The following is a 15062-nucleotide window of genomic DNA, read 5'->3' as shown; positions in this document are numbered from 1 at the left end:
TGACGTTCTTGCCAAAGGATTATGCGGCGCCCCCTACCCTTCGACGGCAGCGAGCTTGGCGAGGCGAGACAGGATGGCCGCAGCACCCTTGAGGCGAGCCTCGGGAGTGGGCCAGTTGCGGGCGAAAACGAGCTTTTGGTCGGGCTTGACGCGAACCTGACTGGCAGGATCGGCAACCATTCGCACCAAAGCGGTTGGATTGGGGAATTCGTTGTTGCGCAAGGTCAACACCGCGCCCTTGGGACCGGCATCAACCTTTTCCACATTGGCCTGTCGGCACAGAGCCTTTACCAGAATGACCTTGAGCAGCGCTTCGACTTCCTCGGGCAAAGGACCAAACCGGTCAATGAGTTCGGCGCCGGCGGCGTCAATCTCACGGATGTCGGTCAGGTCACCCAGGCGCCGATAGAGCTGCATGCGCAGCTGCAGGTCAGGGACATAGTTTTCCGGGATCATCACCGGCATGCCCAGCGAGATCTGTGGGCTCCACTCGTTGGTGTCCTCGTAATCGGCGTCGCCGTTCTTGAGATTGGCGACAGCTTCCTCAAGCATAGCCTGGTAAAGCTCGAAGCCGACTTCGCGTATATGGCCGGATTGCTCGTCGCCGAGGAGATTGCCGGCGCCACGGATGTCGAGATCGTGACTGGCGAGCTGGAAGCCGGCGCCCAAGCTTTCGAGCGACTGGAGCACGCCCAGACGCCGCTCGGCAGTGTCAGTCAGCTTTCGATCGGACGGCACAGTGAAGAGTGCATAAGCGCGCGCCTTGGCCCGGCCGATACGGCCGCGGATCTGGTAGAGTTGGGCGAGGCCGAAATTGTCGGCGCGGTGCACGACCAGCGTATTGGCATTAGGGATATCGAGTCCCGATTCGACGATCGTCGTGGCGACCAGCACGTCGAACTTGCCATCGTAGAAGGTGTTCATGATGTCGTCGAGTTCACCCGGCGCCATCTGGCCATTGGCCACGACGAAGCTGACTTCGGGCACCTGTTGGCGAAGGAAATCAGCAATTTCCGCCTGATCCTTGATGCGCGGCACGACATAGAAGCTCTGGCCGCCGCGGTATTTCTCGCGGAGCAGTGCTTCGCGGATCGACAGGGGATCGAAGGGCGAAATGAAGGTGCGGATCGCGAGGCGATCCACCGGTGGGGTTGCGAGAAGTGACAGGTCGCGCACGCCCGTCAGCGCAAGCTGCAGCGTGCGCGGGATGGGCGTTGCGGTGAGCGTCAGGACGTGGACATTGGCTTTGAGCTCCTTGAGGCGCTCCTTGTGGCCGACGCCAAAGTGCTGCTCTTCATCGATGATGAGGAGGCCCAAATCCTTGAACTTGATGGTCTTGGACAAGAGGGCATGGGTGCCGATGACGATATCGACCTGCCCATCGGCGAGCCCTTCCTTGGTCGCCTTGAGCTCGGCGGCCGATACCATGCGCGAGGCGTGGCGCACCTTCACCGGCAGGCCGGCAAAGCGCTGCGAGAACGTCTTGAAGTGCTGGCGAGCGAGCAAGGTCGTGGGCACAACCACGGCGACCTGCTTGCCCGAGAGGGACACCGCGAAAGCGGCGCGCAGCGCCACTTCTGTCTTGCCAAAGCCCACATCGCCGCAGACCAGGCGGTCCATGACCCGACCGGAGGTAAGATCATCGAAGACTGCCTCAATGGCGGCCATCTGGTCTTCGGTTTCCTCATAGGGGAAGCGCGCCGCGAACTCGTCATAAGCGCCCGGGTTGATCTCGACCACATCGGCATGGGTGAGCTGGCGCTCGGCCGCAATCTTGATGAGCTGTTCCGCCATTTCGCGGATGCGCTTCTTGAGGCGACCCTTCTTGGCCTGCCAGGCCACGCCGCCCAGCTTGTCGAGCGCGGTGTTCGCATCGTCGGCGCCATAGCGCGACAGCAGCTCAATATTCTCGACCGGCAGGTAGAGCTTGGTGTCGCCGGCATATTCCAGCTCCACGCATTCGTGCGGCGCGCCGCCGGCTTCAATGACCTTGAGGCCGAGGAACCGCCCGATGCCGTGATCCACATGCACGACAAGGTCGCCGGCCGCGAGGCTCGCCGCCTCGGTTAGCGCGTCGCTTGCCTTCTTTTTGCGCTGAGGCCGCAGGATGCGCTCGCCCAGAATGTCCTGCTCGGACAGAACGAGCAGGTCCTTGGTTTCGAACCCGGTTTCGAGCGGCAGCACCACAAGCGAGGTCGTGGCGGCGCTAGTGGTTTCGGCGTCGCGCCAGTTCTCGGCGAGGCGAGGGTTCGTCAGTCCATGGTCCTTGAGCACCTGGGACATGCGGTCGCGCGTGCCCGCGCTCCAGCAGGCAATGACCGTGCGACGACCCTGCCGGCGTTCGGCTTGGAGGCGATCCACCACGGCCTGGAAGAGGTTGGTGTCGGTGGCCTGCCGCTCGGCGGCAAAGCTGGGTGCGATATGGCCGCCTGCATCGTCGGCGCCCTTGGTGTTAGGCGACAGAAAGGGCGAGAGCTGGATAACCGAGGCGCCGGCGAGCTCATAGGGATGCTGGTCAACGGCATAAAGCAGCTCGGGCTTGACCGGCTTGTAGGGCGCCCCTGCCCCGGCTACCGGCTTTTGCGTGCGAGCGGATTCACGCGCCTCGTAGTAATCGCGGATCTGGGTGACGCGCTCGCCATAGGCTTCGGCCGCCTGGTCATCAAACACAAAGGGCGCGTCCCCCGTAAAGGCGGAGAGCATTTCCAGGTGCTCGTAGAAAAACGGCAGCCAGTGTTCGGTGCCCGAATAACGCGCGCCGCCGCTGACGCTGGCATAAAGCGTGTCGTCGACCGTGTTGCCGCCAAAGGCGGCGGTGTAATTCTGGCGGAAGCGACGGATTGTGTCTTCGTTCAGCACCAGTTCGCTCATCGGCGTCAGATCAACGCGCTTGAGCGTGCCGGTCGTGCGCTGGGTGTCGGCATCGAAGGTACGGATAGATTCGAGCTGGCTGCCGAAGAAGTCGAAACGCAAGGGTGCTTCGGCACTGGCGGGAAACAAGTCCACGAGGCCGCCGCGGACGGCGTACTCGCCCGACTCCCGCACCGTGGGGACGCGCAGATAGCCGTTGTTGGCGGCCCACGCGATCAGCTTTTCGCTATCGACGATGCGGCCAGTCACGGCCGAAAACGACATGCCGGCAACCACGTCCCGGGGCGGCAGGCGCTGGATCAGGGCGTTCACGGCGGTAAGCACCACCACGCCACGCTCATTGCGGGCCGTGAGTGCAGCCAGCGTGTTCATGCGGGCGGCGATGGTCACATTGTTGGGCGAGACGCGGTCGTAAGGCAGGCAGTCCCAGGCGGGGAGTGTCAGCACGGTGTGACCGGGCAACATGGGCCCCAGAATGTCGGCGATGCGCTGCATGCGGCGGCCATCGCGGGCCACGAAAACCAGGCTCGTGCCGTCCTCAGGCGCAGCCTTGAGGCGCTGCTCGACCAGCTTGGCCAGCACCATGGGCTGCATGCCATCGGGCACATTGGAGATGATACGGCTGGGACGAACCACGGGTTTTTGTTCGTTCATTTGGCCATGCGGCTCCTGTGATCGGCGATAACCCGGCCTAAAAAGTCGAGGTCCACACCTGCCGGCGGGGCTTCCTGGTCGAGCACCCATTTGAGCAAAGGGGGATCTTCCTCATCGAGGAGCGCTTCGAAGCGGTCGAGATCCTCGGCGCTCAGCGTATCGACATGCCGATCGGCAAAGGGGCCGAGCACAAGATCCATCTCGCGGGTGCCGCGATGCCAGGCGCGGTAGCGGATCTTCTTGCGGCGCATGGAAATGTCCTCACCGGCAGTCATTTGAGCGCCATGATCCTGGTTGCGGTTGATTGAGCGGGCTTCTTATCGTCAATAGGGTGGCTTGTCAGCAGGACTCGTTTCTCGCGCTGTTTCAGGAATTCGCCGTTGTCCCGTCCAAGTTCGCTTGATCCACTGTTTCGCTCGCTCCACGCGATCAAGGGCGTCGGCGACAAGCTGGCGGCTTTGTTGTCGCGCTTTTTCGGGGCGCCGGAAGGGCAGGAAGCGATCGCGCTCGATATCCTGATGCATATGCCTTCGGGCGTCGTGGACCGCTCCCGACAGGTAGGTATTGCCGAGGCTTATCTCAACCAGATCGTCACCCTGCGCCTTCACATCGACCGGCACCAGCCCCCGCCGCGAGGCAAGCCGCATGTGCCGCATCGGGTATTTGCCCATGACCAGACCGGGGATGTGCAACTGGTGTTCTTTCGCGCCCAAGGCGGCTGGGTGGAAAAGGCGCTGCCCGTGGGTGAGGAGCGCTTCGTTTCCGGGCAGATCGGGTTTTTCAACGGCGAAAAGCAGATCACCCATCCCGACTATATCGTGGAAGCCGACAAGTTCGACACGCTGCCGCTGGTCGAACCGGTGTACCCCCTCACCAATGGGCTGAGCTCCAAGGCGCTGGCCAAGCTGGTGCGGCAAGTGGTGGAAACGGTGCCGGCGCTGCCCGAGTGGATCGATGATGCCACGATAGCCGAGCGGCGCTGGCCCAGCTTTGGCGAGGCAATGCGCGCGGTGCATCTGCCCGCCAACCCGGCTGAAGCGGAGTTGTGGTCCCCTGCCCGCATGCGGCTGGCTTATGACGAGTATCTCGCGGGCCAGCTGACGCTGCAACTGATCCGCTCGAGCATGGTCGCCGCGCATGGGGTGGCACGCCAGTTCACCGGCGAGATCACCGAGAAGGTCACCGCCGCCCTGCCCTTTTCGCTGACCGAAGGCCAGCAACAGGCAGTAGAGGATATTCGCGCGGACCTAGCCAAGCCTGAGCGCATGTCCCGGCTGCTCCAGGGTGATGTGGGCGCGGGCAAGACGGTGGTGGCGCTGATGGCCATGGCGGCGGCGGCCGAAAGCGGCGCCCAGTCGGCGATGATGGCACCGACCGAGCTTCTGGCGAACCAGCATTTCCGCACCCTCAAGCCGCTCTGCGAGGCGGCGGGGCTGGGATGTGAGCTGCTGACGGGCAAGATGCCGGCTGGAGAGCGGCGGGCCATCCTCGCCCGGATCGCGAGCGGCGAGACGACTATTGTCGTCGGCACGCATGCCCTGTTCCAGTCGGGGGTGGTGTTCCACGATCTGGGACTGACCGTCGTGGACGAGCAGCATCGCTTTGGCGTGCACCAGCGGCTCGCCCTGTCCGACAAGGGTCGGCATACCGATCTGCTGGTGATGACGGCGACGCCGATTCCGCGCACGCTGGTGCTGACCCATTTCGGCGACATGGCGGTGAGCGTGCTGCGGCAAAAGCCCAAGGGGCGACAGCCCATCGATACGGCCGTGCTCTCGATCAAGGATTACGGGCGGGTGGTGGCACGGCTCCAGGCGCGACTGGCCGAAGGGGCACAGGCCTTCTGGGTTTGCCCGCTGGTGGAGGAAAGCGAACATCTCGAGGTCGTGGCGGCCGAAGACCGGTTTGCCGAATTGCGCAAGGTGTTCGGCGATCAGGTGGCGCTGGTGCATGGCCGCATGAGCGCGGCAGCAAAAGACGAGGTGATGAGCCGCTTTGCCGCCAATGAGCTCAAGCTCCTAATCGCGACGACAGTGATCGAGGTGGGCGTGGATGTGCCCAATGCCAGCATCATGATCATCGAGCATGCCGAGCGGTTTGGGTTGGCGCAATTGCACCAGCTGCGCGGGCGCGTGGGGCGGGGCTCGCAACGCTCGGCTTGCCTCTTGCTCTACAAGGAGCCACTGAGCGACACGGCACGCGCGCGGCTCGATACGATCAAGAGCACGGAAGACGGCTTCGAGATCGCCGAGCGGGACCTGGAATTGCGGGGGCAAGGCGATGTGCTGGGCACGCGGCAATCAGGCATGCCGGGTTATCGCCTGGCGGTGCCCGATGTGCACCGCCACCTGCTGGATTTTGCCCATGAGGATGCCAAGGCGGCGCTGGCAGCCAATCCTGGACTTGTCGGGGAGCGCGGCGAGGCATTGCGCACCCTGCTCTACCTGTTCCGCAAGGATCAGGCGATCCAGCTGATCCGGGCGGGCTAGTCTTACTCCACCGTTACCGACTTGGCGAGGTTGCGGGGCTGGTCCACATCGGTGCCCATGAAGACGGCGGTGTGATAGGCCAGCAGTTGCACGGGAATGCAGGCGAGGATCGGCGCGACAAAGCCGTCGACATGCGGAATCTCGATGATATCGGCCACGCCGTGACCGACAGTCTTGGCGCCCTCCGCATCGGTGATCAGAATGATCTTGCCGCCGCGGGCCGCTACTTCCTGCATGTTGCTCAAGGTCTTGTCGACCAGCTCGTCCGATGGGGCGACGACGATCACCGGCATGTCCTCATCAACCAGGGCAATGGGGCCGTGCTTGAGCTCGCCTGCCGCATAACCTTCGGCATGGATGTAGCTGATTTCCTTGAGCTTGAGCGCGCCTTCCATAGCGATAGGGAACATGGGACCGCGCCCGAGATAAAGCACGTCCTTGGCCTTGGAGAGACGCTTGGCAATGTCGCTGATCTGCCCTTCGGCAGCCAGGGCCTGCGAGACGGCGGCAGGCAAGCTGATCAGGGCGCGCACGAGCTCGGCTTCACGCTCGGCGCTGAGCACGCCACGGGCACGGCCGGCGGCGATGGCAAGGCTCGCTAGCGCGGTCAGTTGCGCGGTCAGCGCCTTGGTGGAAGCCACGCCGATTTCGGGGCCGCAGAGGATGGGGAACACCACGCCCGATTCCCGCGCGATGGTGGATTCGAGCGTGTTGACCAGCGAGGCGACATGCTGGCCCTCACGTGCGCAATAGCGCAAGGCCGCTAGGGTGTCCGCGGTCTCCCCCGACTGCGAGATGAAGAGGGAGAGCCCGCCCTGCTCGAGCGGTGGTTCGCGATAGCGGAACTCGGACGCCACATCGATGTCGACCGGCAGGCGGGCAAAGCGCTCGAACCAGTATTTGGCGACGGCTCCCGCGAGATAAGCCGTGCCGCAGGCGCTGATGGTGAGGCGGGTCAGGTCAGCGAAGCTGAACGGCAGGGTTTCGCGCAAGGCGACCGCTTCGGCGCCCATATCCACATAGTGGCTGAGCGTATGGGAGATGGTTTCAGGCTGCTCGTAGATCTCCTTGGCCATGAAGTGGCGGTGATTGCCCTTGTCGACCAGCAGCGCCGAAGTTTGGGAAATCTGCTGCTCGCGCTGCACGATGGCGTCGCGTCCGTCCCGAATGGTGACACCCTCGGGGGTGATCACCGCCCAATCGCCGTCTTCGAGATAGGTCAGGCGCGAGGTGAAGGGCGCCAGCGCCATGGCATCGGAGCCCAGATACATTTCGGTCGTGCCAAAGCCGATGGCAAGCGGCGCCCCATGCCGCGCGGCGATCAGCAGGCCATCGCGATCCTTGAACAGGAAGGCCAGGGCGAAGGCACCGCGCAGTTGCTTGAGCGTGCGGGCTACGGCCAGTTCGGGATCGGCCCCGTTGTCCAGCTCGCGGCTGGTCCACAGCGCCACCGATTCGGTATCGGTCTGGGTCTTGGGCAGGTAGCCGTCCTTGGCGAGATCGGCCAGCAATTCGCGAAAGTTCTCGATAATGCCGTTATGGACTACCGCGACGCGGTCGGTGGCATGGGGATGGGCATTTTGCTCGGTGGGTGCGCCATGGGTGGCCCAGCGAGTGTGGCCGATGCCAATGCGCCCGCCAAGGGGCTCAAAGGCGAGCTTTTGCGCGAGATTGCCGAGCTTGCCTTCCGCCCGCCGCCTGGTGATCGCACCGGCTTCCAGGGTGGCGACGCCGGCGCTGTCATAGCCGCGGTATTCGAGGCGTTTCAGCGCATCCACGAGCCGGGTGGCGACGGGTTCGCTGCCGACAATGCCGACAATGCCGCACATGCTATTTTCCCTTTGCCGCTTTTTTGGCGAGCGCCTGCTCGCGCAGCCGCGGCGCATAGCCGGGCTTGTTTTCCTGACGGGCGCGACCAAAGGCCAGCGCATCGGCCGGGACGTCCTCGGTGATGACGCTGCCCGAGGCAGTGTAGGCGCCATTGCCGATGGTGACGGGAGCCACCAGGGACGCGTTGGAGCCGATAAAGGCATTGTCGCCGATCACCGTCTTGTCCTTGTTCACCCCGTCATAATTGCAGGTGATGGTGCCGGCGCCGATATTGGTGTTCGTACCGATCTCGGCATCCCCGAGATAGCTGAGGTGTCCGGCCTTGGTGCCCGGGCCAATCCGGGATTTCTTGACCTCGACGAAGTTGCCGAGATGAACCTTTTCCCCGATCTCGGCGCCGCCGCGAATGCGAGCAAACGGGCCAATGCTGGCGCCCTCGGCAATCACGGCATCCTCGATGTCACAGAACGCGCGGATTTCCACATTGCTGGCGATCCTGACCCCAGGGCCGAAGACCACGTTGGGGAAGATCGTCACGTCCTGGGCGATCTCGGTATCGTAGGAAAACCAGACGCTGTCGGGATCGCGCAGCGTCACGCCGGCGCGCATGAAATCGTCGCGGCGTACCTGCTGGAACAAGGCTTCGGCATGCGCCAGTTGCCGACGATCATTGACGCCCATCACATCGTTCTCGGGCGCAACGCCGAAGCCGACGCGTTTGCCGGCCTTGTTGGCCAGTTCAACAAGATCGGTCAGGTAGAACTCACCCTGGGCATTGTTGGTCTCGACCTTGTCGATGAGGTCGCGGAACACTTCAGCCCGGAAAGCCAGGATGCAGGCATTGCAGAGGCCGATGCGGCGCTCTTCTTCCGTCGCATCCTTGTGCTCGCGGATCGCGACCAGCTGATCGCCCTCAGTGATGAAACGGCCGTAGCCAGTGGGGTCGGCGGGCTCAAAGCCCAAAACGGCCACGTCGAGCCCGGCATCAAGGCGATCTAGCACGAGGCGGAAGTTTTCTCCGCGCAACAGCGGGTGGTCGCCATACACCACGGCAACATAGCCTTCGGCGCTGTTGAACAATTCGCGCGCCATTGAGGCGGCGTGTGCGGTACCCCGGGGCACGTCTTGCTGGAAATGAGTGACTTCAGGATCGATTTGCGACACCGCATCGCGGATCGACTGGTGTCGCGGCCCGGTGACAAGCGCCATCCGCTGGGATCCGGCCGCACGGGCGGCGCGCACCACATGGCCGACTACGGGCAATCCCCCCACGGGGTGTAGAACCTTCGGGATTGCCGAGCGCATTCGGGTCCCCTCGCCCGCCGCAAGAATGATCGAAAGCAGTTCAGTCATGATCGTCTTCTCCGGACCGCGTTGTTGGGAACACGCGTTGGCAGGAAATTATGGCAGGCAAGCGTTGGCGAAGCGATAACAGCGCCGCAGTGCTAAGCTCCATTAACCGCGCGATTCGGCGGGCGGCAAGAGGGCTAAAGTGGCTAACCCTTCCGGGCATTTTCGGCAATCGGACGTAACACGCTGGGCGATCATAGCCCTGGTGTGCAGCGCCCTGGCCGTATTGGCCGCGAATGTGTCGGCCCTGTTGCCCACCAGCGTGCTCAACGGCCTGCATAAATCGCGGCTTGGTGGCGCCAGTCTCGAGCAGTTGCAGGACCAGGTTGCTGAGCTCAATTCCGAGACCGTGCGGCTGCGCCGCGACAATGGAACGCTGTTGAACCGCTTTGCCCTGCAAGAGCAAGCGGGCCGCCAAACAGTTCAGCGCGTTGGGGCACTTGAGGTCAGCGTGCCCAATCTCCTCGAAGCTCTGCCGGCAGAATTGGGCATCGATCGCGAGGCGGTCACTGCCTCGGTAGGGGAGGATGGAAGCGTTGTTGAGGAAGCCCAAGGCGGCTCCGTGCGCATCCGGCGAACCCCGCTCCCGGCGCTGCCGAGTTCATCGCCCAACCAACCCTTGCCGGAGCCGCTCGGCGTCCAGCAAGCCGCCACGGGCGAGGGGTCGGCGTTCGGCGTGGCTGTAGGGGATGCCATCGCGCCTGCCGAAGCAAACGCCGCCTGGCGCGAACTGCAAGACCAGGTGGGACCGCTGTTGCTCGGCCTTGTTCCGCTGCTGGGCCAGCAAGCGGCGAGCGAACAGGCGCGCATCATTGCGGGTCCGATGGGCGAAGAAGGCGAGGCAGCGGCGCTGTGCGCTCGTCTGCAACAGGTATCCATTGCCTGTTCGCCGGCACCATATCGCGGTACAGGTTTGTGATTGCGGTTGACAGCGGGCAGCCACTGACTATGTTCCGCCGCAACGCCGCAAGGCGTCCCCTTTGGTTTGTGCCGGTAGCTCAGTGGTAGAGCATTCGACTTTTAATCGAATGGTCGAGGGTTCGACCCCCTCCCGGCATACCATCTTTCTTATCCACGTCACTTATAGGCTGAGTTAAGCTCGGTGTGCATAGCCGAAGGGCTAGGCGCAATGTGTTTGGCGCGCGTGGACGTGCTCATTGAACGGAGGCGTGCGTGGCGACGATGTATCTGGTGCAGGCGTTCAAGCAGGTCGGCAAAAAGCTCGTGGCCGAGCCGGTGCAGCAGGTCAAGAGCGAGGACAAGGCCTTGTTGACAGCCGAACGGCTGGCCCCTTCACGCGCTGGGGTCATTGCGTTTTCCCAGGAAGTCGACATCGAAACCGACACCTATGACGAGCCCCGCGTGCTGGTTCGGCTCGGCACCCTGCCCCCGGGGTTGCTTGAAGGCTAAGTGTTTTGGCAGCCTTGATTTGCGGCGCAGGAAACTTGAACGCTCGTTTCCCGTTGTGTCGACAACAAGCAGAAAGGCATGTGCATGAACAGGCGTGTGATCGGGGCGATCATTGTTGTTGTGGTTATCATTGCGGTGGCAACATTGGTGTTTACCGGTGTGAACCGGGCTCCCAGCGGCGGCGCGGGAAATACTGAACTCGAAAATGTCGAAGCCGGCGAATCCGAAGGCCCCTCCAATCCGGGCGGCCAGTAGCGGCAGCCTACCAGAGCCGCGCTTTACCTCGCGGTGAGATTCGGCTGCTAGAGCTGGGCGGGTATTGATCGGCACTTCGATCAGCATCCCTCCATCAGCCGGACTTCTCCGTGTCGCAGGAAAATATCGAACTGATCAAAGTCTGGGTGGCGACGGCGCTTGTTTTCGCCGTCGGCACCTTGGTCATGCTGTATGTCATCCTGCTGCTGAGGCGCTACGGCGGCGACCTGCCACTCATCGGCAACCTGCCCCTCGCGTCTCCTCCTGGAATGGTGCCGCTGCTGGCGGATCCGCGGTTGTTCGTGATCCTGGTCGCGGCCCATGTCAGTGCCAGCGGCGTGGCCCTGTTGCTGGCGAGCCAGACGATCGATCTGGCCCTTTTGATCGCGGCGAAGGCCATGACGGTGCTGATCGTGGCCCTGCTTGGTTGCTGGGCCGGGCAGACGGCCTATGAGCAACTCACGGACGGCGCGGCGATATCCACAGCTGGGCTACTGCCAATGGCGATTGCGCTAGCTGCATTCGCCGCGCTGTCGACAATTCTCAGCATGGCGTCGCTGCGAGCGCTGGGCAATCTGCGGTTTCTGGTGGCAATTGCTGCTATCCTCGCTGCCCCGATGATCCTGAACGCCGTATAGGCTCAGGCGGCCAGCGTCACCACCAGCGCACCGCGGGGCGTGGCTACCACTGTATGCTCATATTGCACGCAGGGGGCCGACGGTTTGCTGACCAGCGTCCATTCGTCGTCTTCGAATTTCTGCTCCGCCCAGCGGCCACCGAGCGACAGGAAAGGCTCGATGGTGAACACCAACCCATTGGTGATGCGGCGGCGTTCGGAGCGGTCTGGCCAGGTGGCGATCTCACCGGGTTCGTCGTGCAGGCTGTCGCCCACGCCGTGGCTGGCGAGATTGCGGATCAGGGTGTAGCCGCCTTTCTTCGCGAACTTGCCGATGGCATTACCGATCTCGTTGAACCCTGCGCCCGGCTTGACAGTGCGGATGCCGGCCCACATGGCCTTCTTGCCGTCGCGGCAGAGGGCATCGAGCCGGGCGTCCCCCTTGCCCAGCACGAAGGACGCGCCGGTATCGGCAAAGACGCCGTTCTTTTCGGCCGAGACGTCGATATTGACGAGGTCGCCCTCGCGCAGCACGCGGTTGCCCGGGATGCCGTGGGCGATTTCCTCGTTGACGGAAATGCAGGTGGCGCCGGGGAACTCATAGGTGATCTCGGGTGCCGAGCGCGCGCCGTGCTCGGTGAGAACGGCGCGGCCGATATCGTCGAGCTCAGCCGTGGTCATGCCCGGCCGCATCGCCGAACTCATAGCGTCGCGGGTGATGGCGCAGATCCGCCCGATCTCCTTGAGGGCTTGCAGCTGCTCTTCGGTGCTGACGGTCATGCCGGTCCGCCCTTGTTGGCGTGGAAATAGGCGAGCAGGCCTCGGGTTGAGCTGTCATGGTCCTCGGCGCCGCTGGTGCCCTCTACCTTGGACAGCAGGGCCTTGGCGAGTTGCTTGCCAAGCTCGACGCCCCACTGGTCATAGGAGTTGACGTTCCAGATCACACCTTGGGTGAAGACCTTGTGCTCGTAAAGAGCGACGAGCGAGCCCAACATTTCGGGGGTGAGCTGGGGATAAAACAAGGTGTTGGACGGCCGGTTGCCCGGGAAAATCTTGTGCGGAGCCAAAGATTTGATCGCTTTTTTGTCGAGGCCCTGTGCCTTGAGTTCAGCCACAACCTCTTCTTCGGTCTTGCCCAGCATCAGCGCTTCGGACTGCGCCAGCACATTGGCCACGAGCTTGGCGTGGTGGGGCGGCATGGACTCGTGTGGTCGGGCAGCAACGAGGAAGTCGGCGGGCACGACATCGGTGCCTTGGTGGATCAGCTGGTAAAAGGCGTGCTGGCCATTGGTGCCCGGCTCACCCCAAACGATGGGGCCGGTGGACCACGCCACGGGCTTGCCGCTCAGGGTCACCGATTTGCCGTTGGATTCCATGTCCTGCTGCTGCAGATAGGCGGCAAAGCGTGACAGGCGCTGGTCGTAAGGCAAGACGGCGTGAGTGGAGAAGCCCCAGACATTGCGGTACCAGACGCCCAGCAAGCCCATGATAACAGGCAGGTTTTTCTCGAGTGGGGCGGAGAGGAAGTGCTGGTCCATGGCGTCGGCACCGCTCAGGAACGCGGAGAAATGGCCGTAACCGACGGCAAGGGCGATCGGTAGGCCGATGGCCGACCAGACGGAATAACGACCGCCGACCCAGTCCCAGAAACCAAAGATGCGATCCTCTTGGATGCCGAAGGCGGCGCAGGCGGGGATGTTGGTGGAAACGGCGGCGAAGTGGCTGGGGACGGCTTCCTCGCCCAGCGATTCGGCCAGCCATTTGCGGGCGGAGCCTGCATTGGTCATGGTCTCGTCGGTGGTAAAGGTCTTGGAGGCAACGATAAAAAGCGTTGTCCCCGGGTTGAGGCGCTTGAGCGTGTCGTGAATATGGGCGCCATCGACATTGGAGACGTAGTGCGCGCGCAAGTCGGGACGGGTATAGGGCTCGAGCGCGAGGGTCACCATGGCGGGGCCGAGGTCGGAGCCGCCGATACCGATATTGACGACATCGGTGAATTGCTCGCCGGTATGGCTGCGGATCTCGCCGGAGCGGATGGCGTCGGTGTAGGTCTTGATGGCCGCAAGCACTGCGCGCACGTCCGGCATGACGTCCTTGCCATCGACAGGAACAGGCCTATCCCCTTGATATCGCAGGGCCATGTGCATGACCGCGCGGTTCTCAGTGAGGTTGATATGCTCGCCCTCGCACATCTGGGTGCGGCGCTCTTCGAGGCCGGCGGCGCGGGCGAGGTCGAAGAGCGCGGCCATGGCTTCTTCGTCGATGCGGTTCTTGCTGTAGTCGAGCAGCAGGTCGCCCGCACGGGCGGAAAAGCGCTCAAAGCGGTTGGGATCCTCGGCGAATTGCAGCCGCATGGGCTGGGTTTCAAGCCGCTTGCGATGCTTGCCGAGATCGGTGAAGCTGGCCTTGCGCCCTGATTTCGCCATGAAGATGAACCCTTTCTGAACGTCAAATAACCGGCAGATCGCCCGCAGCCCAAGCAGCGCGAGTTTCGGCGGCAAAATCGGCGAACCGACCCGCCTCGATTGCCACGCGAGCACCACTGACCAGTTCTTGATAGTAGGCCAGATTGATCTGCGAAAGGATCATGGCCCCCAAAATTTCCTCCGTCCGCACCAGATGGTGAAGATAGGCTCTGCTCCAGCGGCGGCAATTGCGGTTGGGAGACTGCTCGTCGATGGGACGAGGGTCATCCTTGTGGCGCGCGTTCTTGAGGTTGATGACGCCAAAGCGCGTGTAGACATGGCCGTGGCGGCCGGCGCGGGTGGGGTGGACGCAATCGAACATGTCGATGCCCCGGCCGATGGCACCCAGAATGTCGTCGGGCTTGCCGACGCCCATGAGGTAGCGCGGGCGGTCCGTGGGCAGTTCGGGGGTGATTTCGTCGAGGACGCGGAACATCACTTCCTGCGGCTCGCCCACGGCAAGGCCGCCCACGGCGTAGCCATCAAAGCCGATGCTGCGCAGCCCCGCGGCGGAGCGGGCGCGCAGTTCGGTGGAGTCGCCGCCCTGAACGATGCCGAAGAGGGCGCGATTGGCCTGGTTGTTGAAGGCGGTCTTGGAGCGGTCGGCCCAGCGCAGGGACAGCTCCATGGCGCGTTCCATCTCCTTGTACTCGGCGGGCAGCGCAATGCACTCGTCGAGCTGCATGATGATGTCGCTATCGAGCAGCGTCTGGATCTCGATCGAGCGCTCGGGGGTGAGCTGGTGGGCGGAGCCATCGATATGGGATTTGAAGGTGACGCCCTGTTCAGTCAGCTTGCGCAGCTGGGCCAGCGACATGACCTGGAAGCCACCGCTATCGGTAAGGATGGGGCGCTGCCAATCCATGAAGTCGTGCAAACCACCCAGCGCGGCCACGCGCTCGGCGCCGGGGCGCAGCATCAGGTGATAGGTGTTGCCCAGCAAAATATCGGCGCCGGTTTCCCGAACCTGATCGGGATACATGGCTTTGACGGTGCCGACGGTGCCCACGGGCATGAAGGCGGGTGTCTGGATGTCGCCGCGCGGGGTATCGATGCGGCCCCGGCGGGCGGCGCCGTCGGTGGCAGCAAGGGTGAAGGTGACCTGTTTCATGGCGCTGGGTT

Annotated in this window: 12 protein-coding genes and 1 tRNA gene; 6 read left to right on the top strand and 7 right to left on the bottom strand. The window is 63.4% G+C overall.

The annotated features are described in order from the left end of the window. Positions 1-33: 33 nt before the first annotated feature. Both mfd and HRQ64_RS08630 read right to left on the bottom strand, forming a co-directional pair. The gene (gene mfd, locus HRQ64_RS08635; protein ID WP_172122992.1) at positions 34-3525 is read right to left on the bottom strand and encodes a transcription-repair coupling factor; all 3492 of its coding nucleotides are present in this window, start codon (positions 3523-3525) and stop codon (positions 34-36) included. Beyond that, complete coding sequence (locus HRQ64_RS08630; RefSeq protein ID WP_172122991.1) at positions 3522-3800, bottom strand: succinate dehydrogenase assembly factor 2; 279 nt, start codon at positions 3798-3800, stop codon at positions 3522-3524. Before HRQ64_RS08630 ends, mfd begins: the two co-directional genes overlap by 4 nt. Before the next feature lie 105 nt (positions 3801-3905). On the opposite strand from HRQ64_RS08630, the gene recG reads away from it, so the two are divergent. Beyond that, positions 3906-6014: an ATP-dependent DNA helicase RecG gene (gene recG, locus HRQ64_RS08625; RefSeq protein WP_172122990.1), complete on the top strand. Its 2109-nt coding sequence runs from the start codon at positions 3906-3908 to the stop codon at positions 6012-6014. A gap of 2 nt (positions 6015-6016) precedes the next feature. On the opposite strand, the gene glmS is transcribed toward recG, so the two are convergent. Both glmS and glmU read right to left on the bottom strand, forming a co-directional pair. Beyond that, positions 6017-7843 (bottom strand): glutamine--fructose-6-phosphate transaminase (isomerizing), encoded by a 1827-nt coding sequence (gene glmS / locus HRQ64_RS08620; RefSeq protein ID WP_172122989.1) that lies wholly within the window; start codon positions 7841-7843, stop codon positions 6017-6019. A gap of 1 nt (position 7844) precedes the next feature. After that, positions 7845-9197 carry a bifunctional UDP-N-acetylglucosamine diphosphorylase/glucosamine-1-phosphate N-acetyltransferase GlmU gene (gene glmU, locus HRQ64_RS08615; RefSeq protein WP_172122988.1) on the bottom strand — a complete coding sequence of 451 codons (1353 nt, stop codon included), beginning with the start codon at positions 9195-9197 and terminating at the stop codon, positions 7845-7847. Between the two features lie 139 nt (positions 9198-9336). Between glmU and HRQ64_RS08610 the strand changes: the two genes are divergently transcribed. The 5 genes from HRQ64_RS08610 (at position 9337) to HRQ64_RS08590 (ending at position 11497) form a co-directional block, all read left to right on the top strand. Beyond that, positions 9337-10113, top strand: a complete 777-nt coding sequence (locus HRQ64_RS08610; RefSeq protein ID WP_172122987.1) for a hypothetical protein — start codon at positions 9337-9339, stop codon at positions 10111-10113. 68 nt (positions 10114-10181) lie between these two features. Beyond that, a tRNA-Lys gene (locus HRQ64_RS08605) sits at positions 10182-10256 on the top strand. Between the two features lie 120 nt (positions 10257-10376). Beyond that, positions 10377-10604 (top strand): hypothetical protein, encoded by a 228-nt coding sequence (locus HRQ64_RS08600; protein ID WP_172124907.1) that lies wholly within the window; start codon positions 10377-10379, stop codon positions 10602-10604. A gap of 84 nt (positions 10605-10688) precedes the next feature. Further along, positions 10689-10859, top strand: coding sequence for a hypothetical protein (locus tag HRQ64_RS08595; RefSeq protein WP_172122986.1), 171 nt, complete (start codon positions 10689-10691; stop codon positions 10857-10859). Between the two features lie 110 nt (positions 10860-10969). Next, positions 10970-11497 (top strand): hypothetical protein, encoded by a 528-nt coding sequence (locus HRQ64_RS08590; protein WP_172122985.1) that lies wholly within the window; start codon positions 10970-10972, stop codon positions 11495-11497. Positions 11498-11499: 2 nt separating this feature from the next. Here HRQ64_RS08590 and map read toward each other — a convergent pair whose 3' ends face one another. Genes map through tgt form a run of 3 tightly spaced genes read right to left on the bottom strand, consistent with a single transcriptional unit; the run spans position 11500 to position 15051 of the window. After that, positions 11500-12255 carry a type I methionyl aminopeptidase gene (gene map, locus HRQ64_RS08585; protein ID WP_172122984.1) on the bottom strand — a complete coding sequence of 252 codons (756 nt, stop codon included), beginning with the start codon at positions 12253-12255 and terminating at the stop codon, positions 11500-11502. Continuing rightward, complete coding sequence (gene pgi / locus HRQ64_RS08580; protein ID WP_172122983.1) at positions 12252-13901, bottom strand: glucose-6-phosphate isomerase; 1650 nt, start codon at positions 13899-13901, stop codon at positions 12252-12254. The genes map and pgi overlap by 4 nt, the downstream gene beginning before the upstream one ends. A 22-nt stretch (positions 13902-13923) precedes the next feature. Continuing rightward, positions 13924-15051: a tRNA guanosine(34) transglycosylase Tgt gene (tgt, locus tag HRQ64_RS08575; protein ID WP_172122982.1), complete on the bottom strand. Its 1128-nt coding sequence runs from the start codon at positions 15049-15051 to the stop codon at positions 13924-13926. Between the last annotated feature and the right edge of the window lie 11 nt (positions 15052-15062).

It is taken from the genome of Devosia sp. 919 (assembly GCF_013185965.1).
In the GTDB taxonomy this organism is placed as follows: Bacteria; Pseudomonadota; Alphaproteobacteria; order Rhizobiales; family Devosiaceae; genus Devosia.
The sequence above is the reverse complement of the archived record's forward strand: the minus strand, read 5'-3'. Positions and strand labels throughout refer to the sequence as shown.

Excerpts from the sequence above, each read along its gene's own strand:
- mfd (WP_172122992.1), bottom strand. The coding sequence starts at position 3,525 with ATGAACGAACAAAAACCCGTGGTTCGTCCCAGCCGTATCATCTCCAAT.
- HRQ64_RS08630 (WP_172122991.1), bottom strand. The coding sequence starts at position 3,800 with ATGACTGCCGGTGAGGACATTTCCATGCGCCGCAAGAAGATCCGCTAC.
- glmS (WP_172122989.1), bottom strand. The coding sequence starts at position 7,843 with ATGTGCGGCATTGTCGGCATTGTCGGCAGCGAACCCGTCGCCACCCGG.
- glmU (WP_172122988.1), bottom strand. The coding sequence starts at position 9,197 with ATGACTGAACTGCTTTCGATCATTCTTGCGGCGGGCGAGGGGACCCGA.
- HRQ64_RS08600 (WP_172124907.1), top strand. The coding sequence starts at position 10,377 with ATGTATCTGGTGCAGGCGTTCAAGCAGGTCGGCAAAAAGCTCGTGGCC.
- HRQ64_RS08595 (WP_172122986.1), top strand. The coding sequence starts at position 10,689 with ATGAACAGGCGTGTGATCGGGGCGATCATTGTTGTTGTGGTTATCATT.
- map (WP_172122984.1), bottom strand. The coding sequence starts at position 12,255 with ATGACCGTCAGCACCGAAGAGCAGCTGCAAGCCCTCAAGGAGATCGGG.
- pgi (WP_172122983.1), bottom strand. The coding sequence starts at position 13,901 with ATGGCGAAATCAGGGCGCAAGGCCAGCTTCACCGATCTCGGCAAGCAT.
- tgt (WP_172122982.1), bottom strand. The coding sequence starts at position 15,051 with ATGAAACAGGTCACCTTCACCCTTGCTGCCACCGACGGCGCCGCCCGC.